Annotated in this window: 14 protein-coding genes; 5 read left to right on the top strand and 9 right to left on the bottom strand. The window is 30.6% G+C overall.

Features of this window, described 5'->3' with window-relative positions:
* Nucleotides 1–76: 76 nt before the first annotated feature.
* The 7 genes from mnmG to ACWI69_RS10055 form a co-directional block, all read right to left on the bottom strand.
* Nucleotides 77–1,966 (bottom strand): tRNA uridine-5-carboxymethylaminomethyl(34) synthesis enzyme MnmG, encoded by a 1,890-nt coding sequence (gene mnmG / locus ACWI69_RS10085; protein ID WP_448821709.1) that lies wholly within the window; start codon nt 1,964–1,966, stop codon nt 77–79.
* 15 nt (nt 1,967–1,981) lie between these two features.
* A complete protein-coding gene (locus tag ACWI69_RS10080) occupies nt 1,982–2,638 on the bottom strand; it encodes a potassium channel family protein (RefSeq protein ID WP_448821708.1) in 657 nt (218 codons plus the stop codon).
* A 16-nt stretch (nt 2,639–2,654) separates the two neighbouring features.
* Nucleotides 2,655–4,001 (bottom strand): TrkH family potassium uptake protein, encoded by a 1,347-nt coding sequence (locus tag ACWI69_RS10075; RefSeq protein ID WP_448821707.1) that lies wholly within the window; start codon nt 3,999–4,001, stop codon nt 2,655–2,657.
* Nucleotides 4,002–4,127: 126 nt separating this feature from the next.
* Entirely contained in the window at nt 4,128–4,928 is an 801-nt protein-coding gene (locus ACWI69_RS10070) for an ankyrin repeat domain-containing protein (protein WP_448821706.1), read from the bottom strand.
* A gap of 19 nt (nt 4,929–4,947) precedes the next feature.
* The gene (gene typA, locus ACWI69_RS10065; protein ID WP_448821705.1) at nt 4,948–6,753 is read right to left on the bottom strand and encodes a translational GTPase TypA; all 1,806 of its coding nucleotides are present in this window, start codon (nt 6,751–6,753) and stop codon (nt 4,948–4,950) included.
* 18 nt (nt 6,754–6,771) lie between these two features.
* Complete coding sequence (truB, locus tag ACWI69_RS10060) at nt 6,772–7,629, bottom strand: tRNA pseudouridine(55) synthase TruB (protein WP_448821704.1); 858 nt, start codon at nt 7,627–7,629, stop codon at nt 6,772–6,774.
* 68 nt (nt 7,630–7,697) lie between these two features.
* On the bottom strand, nt 7,698–9,308 hold the full coding sequence (locus ACWI69_RS10055) for a putative glycoside hydrolase (RefSeq protein ID WP_448821703.1): 1,611 nt from the start codon (nt 9,306–9,308) through the stop codon (nt 7,698–7,700).
* 135 nt (nt 9,309–9,443) lie between these two features.
* On the opposite strand from ACWI69_RS10055, the gene ACWI69_RS10050 reads away from it, so the two are divergent.
* Genes ACWI69_RS10050 through ACWI69_RS10035 form a run of 4 tightly spaced genes read left to right on the top strand, consistent with a single transcriptional unit; the run spans nt 9,444 to nt 13,861 of the window.
* Nucleotides 9,444–12,221 carry a M16 family metallopeptidase gene (locus ACWI69_RS10050; protein ID WP_448821702.1) on the top strand — a complete coding sequence of 926 codons (2,778 nt, stop codon included), beginning with the start codon at nt 9,444–9,446 and terminating at the stop codon, nt 12,219–12,221.
* Nucleotide 12,222: 1 nt separating this feature from the next.
* Nucleotides 12,223–12,552, top strand: coding sequence for a DUF1904 domain-containing protein (locus tag ACWI69_RS10045; RefSeq protein ID WP_448821701.1), 330 nt, complete (start codon nt 12,223–12,225; stop codon nt 12,550–12,552).
* Nucleotides 12,553–12,557: 5 nt separating this feature from the next.
* The gene (locus tag ACWI69_RS10040) at nt 12,558–13,076 is read left to right on the top strand and encodes a shikimate kinase (RefSeq protein WP_448821700.1); all 519 of its coding nucleotides are present in this window, start codon (nt 12,558–12,560) and stop codon (nt 13,074–13,076) included.
* Between the two features lie 11 nt (nt 13,077–13,087).
* Complete coding sequence (locus tag ACWI69_RS10035) at nt 13,088–13,861, top strand: SDR family NAD(P)-dependent oxidoreductase (RefSeq protein WP_448821699.1); 774 nt, start codon at nt 13,088–13,090, stop codon at nt 13,859–13,861.
* A gap of 42 nt (nt 13,862–13,903) precedes the next feature.
* On the opposite strand, the gene ACWI69_RS10030 is transcribed toward ACWI69_RS10035, so the two are convergent.
* Nucleotides 13,904–14,665 (bottom strand): formate/nitrite transporter family protein, encoded by a 762-nt coding sequence (locus tag ACWI69_RS10030; protein ID WP_448821698.1) that lies wholly within the window; start codon nt 14,663–14,665, stop codon nt 13,904–13,906.
* Between the two features lie 215 nt (nt 14,666–14,880).
* On the opposite strand from ACWI69_RS10030, the gene brnQ reads away from it, so the two are divergent.
* Entirely contained in the window at nt 14,881–16,140 is a 1,260-nt protein-coding gene (gene brnQ / locus ACWI69_RS10025) for a branched-chain amino acid transport system II carrier protein (RefSeq protein ID WP_448821697.1), read from the top strand.
* Between the two features lie 32 nt (nt 16,141–16,172).
* Here the strand turns inward: brnQ and ACWI69_RS10020 are convergent.
* The coding region (locus tag ACWI69_RS10020) for an NCS2 family permease (protein ID WP_448821696.1) at nt 16,173–17,209 on the bottom strand (1,037 nt) is incomplete at its 5' end.

Below are 17,209 nucleotides of genomic sequence, written 5' to 3'. Positions count from 1 at the left end.
TTACTAAATTATCAATTTTTTCATCTGTGTACTGCAGTCCTATTTTTTTTATCCCTTCAACTAAATATTCTCTCATCTATTTACTTCCTTTCAGTTTTAAATACATTAATAAAACTTGGATGTCTGCTGGAGAGACTCCTGAAATTCTAGAGGCTTGACCTATGTTATAAGGTCTTACTTGCTTTAGCTTATCTTTAGCCTCTTTTGGCATATTTTCTAAAGAATCGTAGTCCATATCTTCTGGAAGTCTTTTATTCTCTAATCCTTTATGTTTTTCTATCATTTTTAGTGACTTTTGAATATATCCTGAGTATTTAACTTGTACTTCAACTTGATACTCTGTATCTTCATCATAACATCCCAAATCAAATTTCTCTATCAATTCAGATATATATTTTATATCTGAATATGATACTTCAGGTCTTCTTAATAACTCTAGTAAAGTTATTCCAGATTTTACTTCCGGCTCATTAGCTTTTATTAAAACTTCATTAACTCTAGGGTTACTACTTCCCACGTGTTGCTTTTCTAACTTTTCAATTATTTCAGCCACATCTCTCTCTTTCTTTTGAACTCTTATATATTCCTCTTCAGAAACTAAACCAATATCATAACCTATCTTGGTTAATCTTAAATCTGCATTATCCTCTCTCAAAACTAATCTATACTCACTTCTCGCCGTAAACATTCTATACGGTTCATTTGTCCCTTTAGAGACCAAATCATCAATTAGCGTTCCTATATACGAGTCTGCTCTATCTAAAATAACCGGTTCTTGCCCAAAAACTTTTCTTGTCGCATTTATTCCAGCCACAAGTCCTTGTGCTCCAGCTTCTTCATAACCTGATGTCCCATTTATCTGTCCTGCTAAGAATAAATTTTCTATTTTTTTAGTTTCTAAACTGTATTTTATCTCTTCTGGTACAATGTAATCATACTCAATTGCATAAGCATATCTCATTATTTTTGCATTTTCTAGTCCTTCTATTCCCTTTAACATCTTGTATTGAACATCTGTTGGTAATGATGAAGAAAAACCACTTATGTAAACTTCATTTGTATCATATCCCTCTTTTTCTAGAAAAAGATGATGTCTATCTTTATCTGGATACCTAAACACCTTATCTTCTATCGACGGACAATACCTAGGACCTGTTCCTTGGATGGTTCCATTAAATAGTGGTGATCTGTCCTTGTTTGTTATAATTGTGTCATGAACTTCCCTATTTGTAAATACCATATGGCAAGGTATCTGTTTTCTTGTCAAAACTTCTTCTGCTTTTGTTCTGCTTGAAAACTTTAGTACTCCCTTATCTCCCGGTTGTATCTCAACTTTTGAATAATCTATTGTTCTTGCATCTATTCTTGGTGGTGTTCCCGTTTTAAATCTTCCCAATTTTATTCCTAGAGCTTCCAATGAAACAGGTAACTCTTCTGAAGACAACTCTCCCATTCTTCCACCTTGAAATTGTTTTTCTCCGATATGAATTAATCCTCTCATAAATGTTCCAGTTGCAATTACTACAGCTTTTGCTCTATATTCTACACCTTCTTTAGTCTTAATTCCGATAACTTTGTTATCTTCGGTAAGAAGTTCTGTTACCATTCCTTGAATAATATCTAAGTTTTCTGTATTTTCAAGTGTTTTTTTCATCTCTTTACTGTAGTTTACTTTATCTGCTTGTGCTCTTAGAGATCGAACAGCCGGACCTTTTTTGGTATTCAAAACTCTAATTTGAATAAATGTTTTATCTATATTTCTTCCCATCTCTCCACCAAGAGCATCAATCTCTTTTACCAAATGCGATTTAGCTGGACCTCCTAAAGATGGATTACAAGACATATACCCAATATTGTCCAACAATATTGTAAAAATAGCTGTTTTAGCCCCCATTCTAGCTGCTGCTAATGCAGCTTCACACCCTGCGTGTCCTGCACCTACAACTATAACATCAAAATTTTGCATTTTTACTCCTCTCTATCAATTTAAATTCTTCAATTCTGCTGCTGTTTTGGCATCTGTAATTACAAGAAGAATATCTCCTTGCTCAATTATAGTATCTGCCGATAAATTTGGAATAAAATTTCTATTACCTTTTTTTATTCCAACAATATTTACATTATATCTTTTTCTTATATCTAACTCTACAAGTGTTTTATTCCAAAAAATTTCCGGTGCTTTTATCTCTGCCAATAAAAAATCCTTTGAAAATCTAAAATGTTCTATCATATTTGGATCCATAGCTGCCATTGCAGCTCTTTTTCCCATGTATTCCTCTGGATATACAACTTGATTTGCACCTATTTTTTCTAAAACTTTTCCATGTCTCCTAGATACTGCTTTTACAATTATCTTTTTTACACCTAATTCTTTTAAATTTAAAGTTACCATGATACTTGGCTCTATCGCCCCAATACAAACAAAAGCAACATCAAACCCTTCTAATCCTATATTATTTAGCTCTTTATCATCCGTTGCATCTGCAACAACCGCATTTTCAACAATTCCACTATTTACAGCTTCTTGAATTATATCTTCAGATTCATCTATCGCTAAAACTTCTTCGTTTGCCTTATATAATGTTTCTGCAACACTCGAACCAAATCTACCCATACCTATAACCACATACTGCTTCATAATCTTCCTCCATTAATTAACCTACTAAAATATTCTCTTTCGGATATCTTAAGTTTTGTTTAACTTTTTTCTCCCCTAAAGCTAAAGCAAAGGTCATTGGACCCAATCTTCCTATAAACATTGTTATTATCAATAGTATTTTTGACATTATACTTAAATCTGCAGTTATTCCCATTGATAATCCAACAGTCGCAAAAGCTGATATCACCTCAAAGGTAACTTTTTCAAAGCTCATATCCTCTATTGTCATAACCAACATTATTACTATGGAAACATAGATAATTGAAATTATAAGTATTGCTAATGCTCTATTTAGTATATCCCAACTTATCCTTCTATTAAAGACATTTATATTTTCCTTTCCTTGAACTATTCCTATAACATAAAAAATAATAACTCCAATTGTTGTTGTCTTTATTCCTCCACCAGTCGATCCAGGAGAAGCACCAATAAACATTAAAATGCAGAACATAAATATTGTTGCTGGCTTTAATGCTTCTATAGAAACAGTATTAAATCCAGCAGTTCTAGTAGTCACACTTTGAAAAAAAGCTGCCAAAGCTTTATCAAACCAACCTAAACTTCCAATTGTTAAAGGGTTCTTATATTCTAATAAAAAGAATAAAATCATTCCAACAAATGTTAAAAACATTGAAACTAATATAGCAACTTTTGATGTTAAAGTAAATCTTTTTACATCTCTTCTAACTGCTACTAATACTGAATTTATTACTGAGAATCCAATTCCACCTAATATTATCAAATATGCTACTGTCATATTCATCAATATACTTCCTGGATAATTTTCTAAGTTATTTGAAAATAATGCAAATCCTGCATTACAAAAAGCAGATATAGAATGAAATATTCCATAATATAAAGCTTTTGAAAAATTAAAAACTTTTAAAAATTCCAGCGTTAGAAAAAATGCTCCTATTCCTTCTATTAAAAAAACAATTATTATTATTTTTTTTATAAACTCTACGACTTCACCGCTATTTTCTGCATTTCTTTCCTCTTTTATCAACTCTCTATCTTTATATCCTATCTTTTTCCCAATCAAAAGAAAAAATAGTGATGAAAAAGTCATCACGCCCAGACCACCTAATTGAATGAATACAAGTAATATTATTTGTCCTTCAAAAGATAAAACCTTACTTATATCAATGACAGACAAACCAGTCACACATATTGCAGATGTTATTGTAAAAATAGCTGTTAAAAAACTTATTCTTTGTCCATTTTGAAGAGAAAATGGCATATATAGTAGTATTGACCCTAAAATTATTGCTGTTAGAAATCCTAATATCAATTTTCTAGAAAAAGATAATCTATCTATGGGGCTTAAAAGCTTACGTATCATTTATTTCCTCCTGTGAAAAAATGCTTTTGAAATTATACATTATTTTTACCATTTTTTCAAGTTCGCTAAATAGTTAACAAGGATAGAACTCATAAAATTCTATCCTTGCTTTAACTTTTATAATTTTTACTTATATGAGGTATAGTTAGGATTCACACCTTTTTTTAACAAAATAGGAAGTAACTCATCATAACCTAGCTCCTTAGCTTTTAAATATACCTCTCCCAATATGTTTTCCCCATATATATTTTTTGTCTGAGAATCATACTCACCATGTAATAACTCTTTCATAATCTCTTTTGAATTAGCATAATATATTGGATAATTTCCTTTTTTATCTCTCAGTAAATACTGGTTACTATCTCTTTTCAATAATGCTTTTAAAATATCCTTATTCTCTATATTAACTGCCCAAAATACTGGATACCACTGACTTGAATCAAGAATATTTAATTCAGCCCCATTCTCTATTAAAGATATGGATAAGTCTTCTGGTTTTGTCTTCATATAAAAATTTAAAAGAAGTTCTCCATCACTTGTAAATACATTTATATCAGCTTTATCATTTATAAACATTTGTAAAGCTTCCATACTATTTACATAAAAAATTAACGGTCTTGATGAAATTATTGTATCAGTTCCTATATTTTTTCTCGCTGGTAGGTCATTGGATATGTTTGCACCATTTGATAATAAACTAGCTATAGCTTGCAGAGAATTCTCCTTTAATGCCAAACTTAAAAGAGTGTCTCCATTTCTTAACTTTTGATCTATGTTAAAACCATTTTTTATTGCCCTATTTAAAATATACACATTATCCACAACTACTGCTGCTATAACTTCCTCTTCTGTATACTTCTTTCTGTTAAAACTACTACAACCTCCAAAAATTGATAATAGCATAATTACAAACAATAATTTTTTCATAGATATACCTCTTCAAATATTATTTAGAGTTTTTTCTTCTATCATTTTCTTTTAAAAACTTTTTTCTTATTCTGATATTAGTTGGAGTAATCTCTACTAATTCATCATCTGCTATATAATCAAGAGCTTGTTCTAAAGTATATCTTCTTGGTGTAGCAAGCTTTATTGCATCATCACTTCCTGATGCTCTCATATTCGTTAATTTTTTAGTTTTACATACATTTACAACTAAATCATTATCTCTATTGTGCTCTCCAACAACCATTCCTTCATAGACTGCTACTCCCGGATCAACAAACAATACTCCTCTATCTTGTAACCCACCTAAAGCATAAGCTACAGTTGTTCCTTGCTCTAATGAAATCAACACTCCTTTTGCTCTCGTCGGAATTGCTCCCTTATATAGTTCAAAATCATAGAATGAATGATTTAAAATTCCAGTTCCTTTTGTATCTGTTAAAAATTCATTTCTAAATCCAATTAAACCTCTTGCAGGTACTTTAAATTCTAGTCTTGTGTATCCATCAGTTCCAGGAGTCATTGTTATCATCTCTCCCTTTCTAATTCCCATCTTTTCGATTACGACTCCAACAAAAGCTTCATCAACGTCAACCATTGCCAATTCAATTGGTTCGTATTTTTCTCCATCTATATCTTTTAACAAAACTCTTGGTTTTGAAACTTGAACTTCAAATCCTTCTCTTCTCATATTTTCTAAAAGTATTGAAAGTTGAAGCTCACCTCTTCCTTTTACTACAAAAGCATCCGGACTCTCTGTAGCTTCTACTCTCATACTAACATTTGTTTGAAGTTCCTTTTGAAGTCTATCCCATATATTTCTAGATGTTACAAATTTCCCTTCTTTTCCAGCAAAAGGAGAATCATTTACCATAAATGTCATCGCCAAAGTTGGCTCATCTATATCTATTACCGGTAGAGCAACAGGTTCATTAAAATCGGCAATCGTCTCTCCGATATCGATATTATCTAAACCTGCTACAGAAATTATATCTCCGGAGAAAGCTTCTTGAATCTCAACTCTTTTTAGACCCTCATATCCATAAAGAACTGAAACCTTTCCTCTAACTTGCTTTCCATCTCTTTTTATCAACATAACATCTTGATTTCTTCTCAGTGAACCATTATAAAGTCTTCCAACTGCCAATTTACCTACATAATTATCATACTCAATATTTGTGATTAAAAATTGAGCTGGTTTTGAACTATCACCTTCTGGATCCTCAACGTGTTCCAGTATTGTTTCAAACAATGGTTGCATATTATTGTTAGTATCCTTCAACTCTTTTTTAGCAAATCCCACTTTTCCTGAAGCATACACTACTGGGAATTCCAATTGCAATTCATTGGCATTTAGCTCTATAAATAGATCATAAACCATATATAAAACCTCTTCTGGTCTGGCATTTGGTCTATCTACTTTATTTACTACAACTATCGGTCTATGTCCTTGCTCCAAAGCTTTCTTTAAAACATATTTAGTTTGTGGCATTGGCCCTTCAAAAGCGTCTACCAATAGAACAACACAGTCAACCATCTTCATAATTCTTTGAACTTCCCCTCCGAAGTCCGCATGTCCTGGAGTATCTACAATATTAATTTTATAATCTCCATACTTTACTGATGCATTTTTAGAAAATATCGTTATTCCTCTCTCTTTTTCAATATCATTAGAATCCATTACTCTCTCTGCAACTTTTTCCAACTCGTGGGCACCGAAAACTCCTGATTGTCTCAATAAACAGTCCACCAAAGTTGTTTTTCCATGGTCAACGTGCGCAATAATTGCAATATTTTTAATTTTCATATATCTTCCTCTCTATCATTAATAATACTTGTAACCTTTTAATAAACCCCTTGTAACTTCGCCTAAACCTATAAATTTATTTTTTGAATAGACCCTGTATTTACCTTCATCTACTCTTTTTTTACATTTTTGTCCGTTTACAAAAAGTTTTAAATCATTTTCATCTTCAATCTCCACTTTGGGAAACTTAAAGTAGTCTTCCACTGAAACCAAAAAAGAAAAGTTATTTTCTGACACCATTTCTTCAATTTTCTCCAATGTGAATGCCCTACTTAAATCTTCTTTACCGACTCTAGTTCTTTTTAAAGCAGTCATTGTTGCAAATGTCTTTAGTTTCTCACCTAAATCATAAATCAGACTTCTTATGTATGTTCCTTTTGAAACTGTACAATCAATTTTAGCTCTCACTCCATCAAAAGATAATAGTCTTAAAGCTGTTATACTTACCTCTCTTGCTTTTCTTTCTATTTCAACACCTGCTCTTGCTAACTCATAAAGTTTTTTCCCATCCACTTTTATCGCAGAATACATTGGTGGTACTTGCTTTATATCTCCTTTAAACATCTCTAATGTTCTTTCAAAAAATTCATAAGAGACATCAAATCTATCCACCTCATCTAAAATTTTTCCATCTATATCATAAGTGTCTGTTTTTAATCCAAGTTCTAGTTCTGCAACATACTCTTTCTCATATCCTTCTATATCCTGTGCTAATTTTGTAGCTTTTCCTACACAAATAACTAAAACTCCTGTTGCTAAGGGATCTAATGTTCCTGTATGTCCAATTCTTCTTTCTTTTAAAGTTCTTCTTAAACTCCTTATAACGTCAAAGGAAGTTATACCAATCGGTTTATCTATAACTATTATTCCTTCCAATCTTTTCTCCTTTAATTTAGTTCAAATGACATTATATCATACACTATACTTTTTTTAAACATTTATTTTTATTTGCCTGTAATCTTATAATTATTGCTCGGACTCCATAACAAGTATTCTGTTACTCCCAAATCATTCATTGCTTTTATTTGCTCTCTAATCTCTTTTTCATTATAGTTTATATGTCCCTTTACCCACTTTGCTGTAAAAGCTTGAATCCAAGGTCTAACTGTGGCTGGCGAATTAACATTTTCATTTCTATTTATAGAGTCTTTTAAAGAATAGTATATTGTTTTATAAGGTTGTGCATCTGGAACAGCTATCCCGTATGCTCCATTACCATAATGGCTTGGATACATCATTGGAGATATATAATCTACAACTTGAGTCACAGCTTCCCAGTGCTGACCTAACCCCATATCATCATTAAAAGTTCCTACCTGCCCATAAACATCAGCACTTGTATAAACTTCTAGAGCATTTAACCGCTCTCTTGCATATTTTAAATATTTTTGGATAGTCTCTGGCTTCGATTCGTTTTTAGTATTTCTATAGTTTAATTTTGCATCTAGTTTTCCACCATTTGAAGCTGGAAATCTTACATAATCAAATTGAATTTCATTAAATCCAACTTTTGCTGCTTCCTCTGCAACTGCTATATTATATTCCCAAAGATTTCTATCATGTGCGGATACCCAAATAATTCCATCACTATTTGTGAAAGGTTTTCCTGTATCCCTTGAAATTATAACTTTATCTGGATTTGCTTTTGCATACGTTGGATCTTTAAACGACACAATCCGTGCTATTGTATATATATTATTTTCTTTCATTTTTTGCATAAATTCTTCTATATTTTTTACTGGATAATTTTTTGAAACTGGTATCCCAAATTTCTTAGGAGCTTCCATTTCAAAGGATATGACCCCATTATCATCTTTTACATCTATTACAAAAGCATTTATTTCTGTTGTTTTTGTCAAATTTATCAGTCTTTCCATCTTTTTAGGACTTCCGATAGTATATATATTTAGATATACTCCCTTCACATCAACTCTTGGATTATTACTAAAATTATTCATTGAATAATCTGTTGTAAAGTCTAAATTTTTCCAATTATTTGGTAATACCTCATTTAAGCTACCCCCTAATTCTACTTTACTTATCCATCCAGTTCTATTTTTTAAATCTTTTTTATACTGTATTTTTAACAATGATTTTTTTTTATCATTTACAGATATCTCTTTTTCATCTACAATTTCAACTCTTGTACCTTTTCTTAAGGTATCTATCTTTTCTTTTTGTAACTCATCTCTATAAACGAACAATGTCTGGTTTTTAATATATTTCAAATTACTTTCTGTATCCTTTTCCAGATTTTTCCCTTCTTTCTTTTCAACTACTAATGTACTCTCTTCTGGCAACTTATCTTCGGTTATATTTTCAACTTTCTCCTCTTTCCTATCCTCTTTTGTATCTAAAGTTTTTTTTTCAACCTCTTCTTTTACTTCCAATTTATTTGCAGATAAAACATCTATTTTTATCTCATCTCTTACCATCTCAGTTTTTCTTGGCTCATCATTAAGAACAAATCTTTTTACTCCACAAGAAATTGTAAAAATAAAAATTGTCAATAGTATTAAAAACCTAAAAAATTTCTTTTTGTCTTTTACTCTCACGTTATCCTCCATTTATTATTTCTTCACCACATTTTAACAATTTTATTAAAAAAAATCCACTAAATAATCCTTTTAATAAAAGTTATAAAATGTTAATATTTAATTATCTTTAACTTATACAAGGAGGATTTATCAATGAAAAAAAGAATGTGTCTCTTCACTATAGTATTTTTGATTTTACAATTTTTTATTTGGGGAAGTGATGGAATAAACTTACAAGTATCTACTAATTTAGTCTCCGGCACTCTTGACAATGGTTTGCAATATTATATATTAAAAAATAAAAAACCAGAGAATAGAGCTTCTTTGAACCTTGTTGTAAAAGCCGGTTCGCTCTATGAAGCGGAAGAGCAGCAAGGATTAGCACACTTTTTAGAACATATGGCCTTCAACGGAACCACTAAATATCAAAAAAATGAACTTGTCACATATCTTCAATCTTTAGGATTAAGTTTTGGTGGAGACCTAAATGCTTACACTAGTTTCTCTGAAACAGTTTATAAACTCCAAGTTCCTACATCAAAAACAGACCTCGAGACTGGTTTTGATGTTCTTAAAGAATGGGCTTCAGAAATTACACTTGATTCCAAAGACATTGAAAATGAAAAAAATATAATTATTGAAGAGTGGCGACTAAGACAAGGTATTTCACAGAGAGTCGGAGATTTACAAAAGAAAATTTTATACGGAGACTCTTGGTATTCTAAGCGATTTCCCATTGGTCATCCCGAAACTATAAAAGGAGCAACTTCTAAAAGACTCAGAGATTATTACGAAAAATGGTATCAACCAGAAAATATGGCTATTGTTGCCGTGGGTGATTTTAATATTGATGATATTGAAGAGCTCATCATTAAAAACTTCACACCATTAAAAAATAAATCGAAAGTTATAAATGAGAATTACAGTATTTCTCTACCCATAGAAGACTCTATCACTATCTTTACTGACCCTGAATTAACAACAACCAATTTTAATATAATGTGGAAAGAATCTATACGTCCGATTGATACTTTAGCTGCATTTAAAGAAAGTTTAGAAAAAATTTTACTTAACTCTATCTTGAATACAAGATTTTCTATTTTATCTAAAGCTAAAGATTCATCTTTTGTATATTCATCTATCTATAACTATCCTCTTAACAAAGATACTGGAATTTACGCTATTTCAGCCCTTATAAAAGGTGAAAATATAGACAAATCTATAACAGATATAATTAATAACATAAAAAATATTTCATCAAATGGAGTCTCAACTCAAGAGTTGGAAAACGAAAAACTTAACCTTTTAAATAATTTAAAAAATATTGTCAACAATAAAGAAAGTATAAAAAATGATGTTTACATAGATTCTATTGTCGATTATATTTTAAATAACAATATTTTTATAGAACCTGATATTGAGTATGAATTGACAGAACAAATTTTAAAAAATATAACTATTGATGACTTAAAAAAAATTGCATCCAATTTAATCTCCTTGAATTATAACGTTTTGATAACTTCAAGAGATAACATGAAAGAAAAGCTACCTAAAGAGGATGAAATCAAATCTTTAATTGATTCATTACTAGCACAACCCTCAACCTCTATCGAGGAAATATCTTTTGAAACTGAACTCCCTGATTTGAACTTAACTCCAGGTGTCTCTAAAATTATTTCAAAAGAAAAAGATTACACAAAGCTACTTCTTTCAAACGGAATAGAAGTCCTTTATAAAGAGACTGATTTTGACAAGGATAATATAACTTTTAAGTTAACTAAACTACAAGGCAGCTCCAGTTTAGATTATTCAAAGTATATCAATTCACTTTTCCTTCCAGATATTCTCTCTAATTCTGGAGTAGGTAATATTGACTACAGTTCTCTAGAACTTTACTTTAAAGGTAAGAATTTCAGTGTTGAACCATTTATCAATGACTATACTCAAGGTTTTTTGATTTCCACAAACAAAGAAAATTTAACTGAGGCATTAAAATATTTTAGAGTATTGCTTTCAAACCCTAAATTTGATGAAAATATTATTGAATCGAATCTAAAAACAAATAGCGAATTAATTAAAAATAGAGATTTTTCTCCTAAATCTCTATTAAAAAAGATGTATTTAGAAACTTTAAATAATAACCACCCTAGAAAACAACTTTTAAAAACAGAGGATCTTTCATATGTCAGCAAAGAAAATCTTTTAAGTACATTTGATAATTTATTTAGTAATTTCAAGGACTATAAATTAGTTGTCACAGGTTCTATTGATGAAGAAACTTTAATTAAAAATCTAGATTATTATTTTGCTAACCTTCCTATAAATGACACTCAATTAAACTATAAAAATCTTAATGTAGTTTATCCTACTAATTCGATTAAAAAAAATCTTGTTAAAGGAGTAGATAAAAAAGCCACAGTTATTCTAACTTTTCCTTATCACGGCGATTTTTCTCTAGAAAACAGAGTTTTATATAGTGCTTTTTCCAATCTATTAAATATATTATTGATAGAAGATGTCAGAGAAAAAATCGGTGGAGTTTATTCTATATCTTCGTATTCTAATCTAGAAAAATTAAATTTTGGTGAGAATTATCTTCAAATAACCTTCAGTATAGATACTAAAAGAGTCAATGAAGTCATCTCCAAAGTGACTGATACTATTGAAAGTATACAGAAGGGAAATTTTCCAAAAAATAAAATTTTAGACATTCAAAAAAACTATAAGCTAAACTTTGAGACTGCACTAAAAACTAATAGTTTCTGGAATAATTATCTGGAGAAAAAAAATTTAATATCTGACTATGAATTTTATGCTCCTATGAGGTATAATAAAACAGTAAACTACAACTCTATTATAAATTTTTCTAATAGAGCACTTGATATAAAGAATTGTGTAGAAGTTGTACTTTTACCAGAAAAGGAGGAATGAAATGCCACATTTAAAATTTAGAGGTATTGATAAAAAAAGTTTAATTGAAAATAGTAAGGAACTGATTGATGGACTTACTTCAATTGTTCAATGTGATAGAAGTTGGTTCACTATCGAGCACACTGAAACTGAATATATTTTTGATGGAACAATCGTTGCAGGATATACTTTTGTTGATGTAGCTTGGTTTGACAGGGGACAAAAAACTAAAGATCTTGTTGCAGATTTTATCACAAATTTTTGTAAAAAATTAACAAATAACAATGACACTACTGTTATCTTCTATCCTCTTGAAGGTTCTAACTACTATGATAATGGGGAACATTTTTAGACTTTATGAAAGCTAATATTGCCCTTATAGGTTTTATGGGTAGCGGAAAAACGACTATCGGTAGAATTTTAGCTAAAAGTTTGGATATGAAATTTATAGATATCGACCGTTGCATATCTATAAAAGAAAAGAAAACTATTCCTGAAATATTTGAAGAATATGGAGAAAAATACTTCAGAGATTTAGAAAGATCCATTATCGAAGAGGAATCTAGAGATAATAATATTGTTATTTCTACCGGTGGTGGAGCAATTATTGACAATGTAAATATCAAAAATCTCAAATCCACGTCCTTTGTAGTTTATTTGGATTGTGATGTAAAAACAATTTATGAAAGAGTTAAAAGAAGTAAAACTAGACCTCTTCTCACTAATTCTGAGGATGTTTTTAAAACTATCCAAGATTTATATGATAAAAGACAAACTCTTTATAAAATATCTTCGGATTTTTCGATTAAAATAGATTCAAACACAAATATTTATGATAGTGTTGAAAAAATAAAAAATGCTTATATACTAAGCTAAGGGGGTTTTCTATGAACAATTTATACGGTAAAACTGTTTTTATTACTGGAGCTACAAAAGGTATTGGTAGAAGTTGTGCACTAGCATATGCAGAAAAAGGTGCTAATCTTATTTTGACCGCTAGAAGTTCCGATTTACTTGATTCTTTAAAAGAAGAATTAATTAGAAAGTATGGTATAAGAGTTCATACTTTAGTTATTGATGTGCGTAACAGTAAGGATATTGAAGACAAAGTAAAAACTTTACCAGAGTCTTTTAAAAAAATCGATATCCTAATCAATAATGCCGGACTAGCCCTAGGTTTAGATAAAGCTTATCTAGCTTCTCCCACAGATATTGACACTGTTATCGATACTAATATAAAAGGAATGCTTTACATCACAAGTGCCATTGTTCCTTCTATGTTAAAAAACAATTCTGGGCATATTGTCAATATTGGTTCTATCGCTGGTGATAGTGCTTACGCAGGAGGTGCCATCTATTGTGCCTCCAAAGCTGCTGTAAAAACTTTTTCTGATGGTTTAAGAATTGATTTGGTTGAATCGAATATCAGAGTAACTAATATTAAGCCTGGTTTAGTTCAGACTGAATTCAGTAAAGTTAGATTTAAAGGCAATACTGAAAAGGCTAAAAATACCTATAAAGGTATTGAAGCACTAACTCCTGATGATGTTGCAAGTGTTGTTATTTACACTACTGGTCTTCCTGAAAATATTCAACTGACAGAAATCACAATGACACCTAATCATCAAGCTGATGGAAGAACTGTTCATAGAAACAAATAAAAACTTAAGGAGTAGAAATTTAATTTTCTACTCCTTTTTCTTTTAATCATTCATATATAATTTTTTATATATTAACGGTAAAAATAATGCTCCTGATAAAAAGTTCCCAATTGTAACTGCTAAAAAATGAACTGCCATCTCACTTGGTGAATACACCATAGGTAAAAGTATTTTTCCTATACTTACATAATACATATTTGCAACTACGTGCTGAAATCCTCCTAATATAAATAGCATTATAGGAAACCAAATAGCCAGTATTTTTCCTGCCAAATCTTTTGCAGCTAAAGCGAACCAAACTCCAATAGCTACCAATACATTGCACAAAAATCCACTAGCTACCGCCTCTGTAAATGTAAGGTGAACTTTATGCTCTGCAACTCCAACTACATACCTAGCAAATTCATTAGATGAATAATTTCCAGCAAAATAAGACACATACGCTATAAATATTGATCCTAAAAAATTCCCTATCCAAACCGCACATAAATTTCTTGTATATGTTGTCTTTTCTACTTTTCCTTTACTAAAAGCTAATAAACCTAGGCAATCTCCTGTAAATAATGACCCTCCTACTAATACAACAAGCATCAATCCTGTTGGGAAAACAGCAGCTCCAATAAATTTTCCAGCACCTCCACCCACAGTAAAGTTAGCTATTAAGTTTCCCAAAGCTGAAAGAGCTATATACACCCCTCCCATAAATCCCAGCAAAGTAGTTTTTGTAAATGAGTAGTGTCCTTTGTTTTCTCCTAAAAGAAGAACTTGCTCCGTTGTTTCTTTGTTTGTTAAATAAACCTTCACTTTTTCCCTCCTGATTTTTTTTCATACAGTTTGCAATTATACACCCTTTACCTTTTTTTTTCAACTGTATTTTTATGTACTATTTTTTAGTACTTAAATACCTTTTTTTTATTATTTTATTCTTGATTTTTTTTTTATTTTTTGGTACAATTTTTCTAGTTAACTATTATAAATATGTTTTTCATCACAATTACACTAATTTTTTGGAGGTTACAATGAATAAAAAGAAAGAAATTTTAATTTTAGGTTTTGCTTTATTTTCTATGTTTTTCGGAGCGGGAAATTTACTATTTCCTCCTTCTGTTGGAGTAGCAGTAGGAAAAGATTGGTTTCAAGCTGGTCTAGGTTTTTTTCTAACTGGAATTGGTTTACCGCTGCTTGGAATTCTTGCGTTCACAAAAGTTGGAAGTCTGGATGAGTTTGCAAATAAAGTTTCAAATAAATTTGATATCTTTTATTCAACTATATTAATACTAGTTATAGGTCCTCTATTTGCCATACCAAGAACAGGATCAACTACTTTTGAAATGGGAATTTTACCTTTATTTCCAAATTCAAATCCTAGTATTATTGCTATATTGACATCTGTTGTTTTTTTTGGAATCACTTTATTTTTAGTTCTAAATGAATCAAGCATCACTGATATTCTAGGAAAATTTTTAACACCTATTATCCTTTTAATTCTTTCATTAATAACTATCTTAGGAATAACTAGTAACTTAGGTACACCTGTTGATTCCACTATAAATGTAAATCCATTTTCTTATGGATTTGTTAGTGGGTACCAAACAATGGATGCTCTAGCTTCTGTTTTATTTGGTGTTATAATCATTAGAGGACTTGAAGGAAAAGGAATAACTGATTCAAACGAGCAAAAATCTTTTTTAAGTAATGCTGGATTTATTGCTGCTATTGGGCTTGGATTTATCTACTTGAGTTTAATTTATCTGGGGGCACAAATTAGTAATATAAAAGGTCTTACTACTGCTCAAACAACACTAACATTAGCAGAAATGACTCTTGGGAATATTGGAAAGGTAGCTTTTGGAGTTTGTGTTGCAGCTGCTTGTTTAACAACTTCTGTAGGTTTAGTAGCACTAGCTAGTGAATGGTTTTCTAAACTATTTAAAATTTCTTATAAAAAAATAGCTCTTGCAATTTGTATTTTCTCTGCAATACTTTCCATTGCAGGATTAGATTATATAATAAGTTTATCTGTTCCTGTATTAGTAATACTTTATCCTGTTACGATTGTTCTTATATTATTAAATATCTTCGGAATTAAAAATCACTTTACTTTTAAATCTGTGGTAGCAGTGACTTTGATAATCAGTATAGCTGAAATGCTGAAAATAGATTTAAAATTTATCCCTCTTGCCAGTCATGGTTTTCCATGGATTCTTCCAGCTTTAATCGCTTTTGGAGGCTCTATCATATTTAAACCTCACAATTTCAGTAAAAAAAAGAGTGCCTAATTTATAAATAAAAAAGGAGCTTAGCTCCTTTTTTATTTAAATATTAACTCCACAACTGAGAAAAAACCTATCGCCCACATTATTGGTTTTATATCTTTTATTTTACCACCAAATAGACAAACTAGTATGTAAGAGATAAATCCAAAAGAAATTCCAATAGAAATACTATAAGTTAAAGGCATTATCAGTATTATTAAAAAACATGGTATTGCAACCTCTATATTATGAAAATCTATATCCAATAAATTTTTAAACATATAAACTCCAACAAGTATAAGAGCAGGTGCTGTGGCAAATGCTGGAACAACACCTATCATTGGTGAAAAAAACAATGAAATTACAAATAAAATTGCTGTTGTCAATGCTGTTAATCCAGTTCTTCCACCGACCGCTATCCCTGAAGCTGATTCTACAAATGTTGTAGTAGTAGATGTTCCTAAAAGAGAACCTATCACTGTCGCTACCGCATCAGCTTCTAATATTTTACTTACATTTTTAATTTTACCTTTTTCATCTATCATTTCAGCTTCATGGGCACAAGCCATTATAGTTCCTAAAGAATCAAATAAATCCACAAACATGAATGAAAAAATTGATCCCAAAAATATCGGTTTTATAGCTCCTAATACATCAAGTTTCAAAGCAATCGGTGCTGGACTTGGAGGCATTGATATTATCTGTGATGGCAACTGAACTGCACCAAAGATAATTCCTAAAATCGTTGTCACTACAATTCCTATTAAAATTCCACCTTTAACTTTTCTCATTTCTAAGAATCCCATAATTGCAAATCCTATCAATCCTAAAACAACATTTAGATTAAATTTTCCTAAAGCTACTATCGTTGCTGGATTACTTACAATCAAACCCATCCCTTGCATTCCTATAAACGCTATAAATAAACCTATCCCAGCCCCTACAGCCAGTCTAATTGCAGATGGAATAGCATCTATTATTTTTTCTCTCAACCCTGAAAAAGTCAGTGCCAAAAATATAACTCCAGATATAAATACTACCCCCAAAGCTTGCTCCCACGTCGCTCCATTTCCTAAAACAAGTGTAAAAGTGA

This window comes from Cetobacterium sp., from assembly GCF_977044495.1.
Note: the sequence above shows the minus strand (reverse complement) of the source record. Positions and strands in the feature narration are given on the sequence as shown.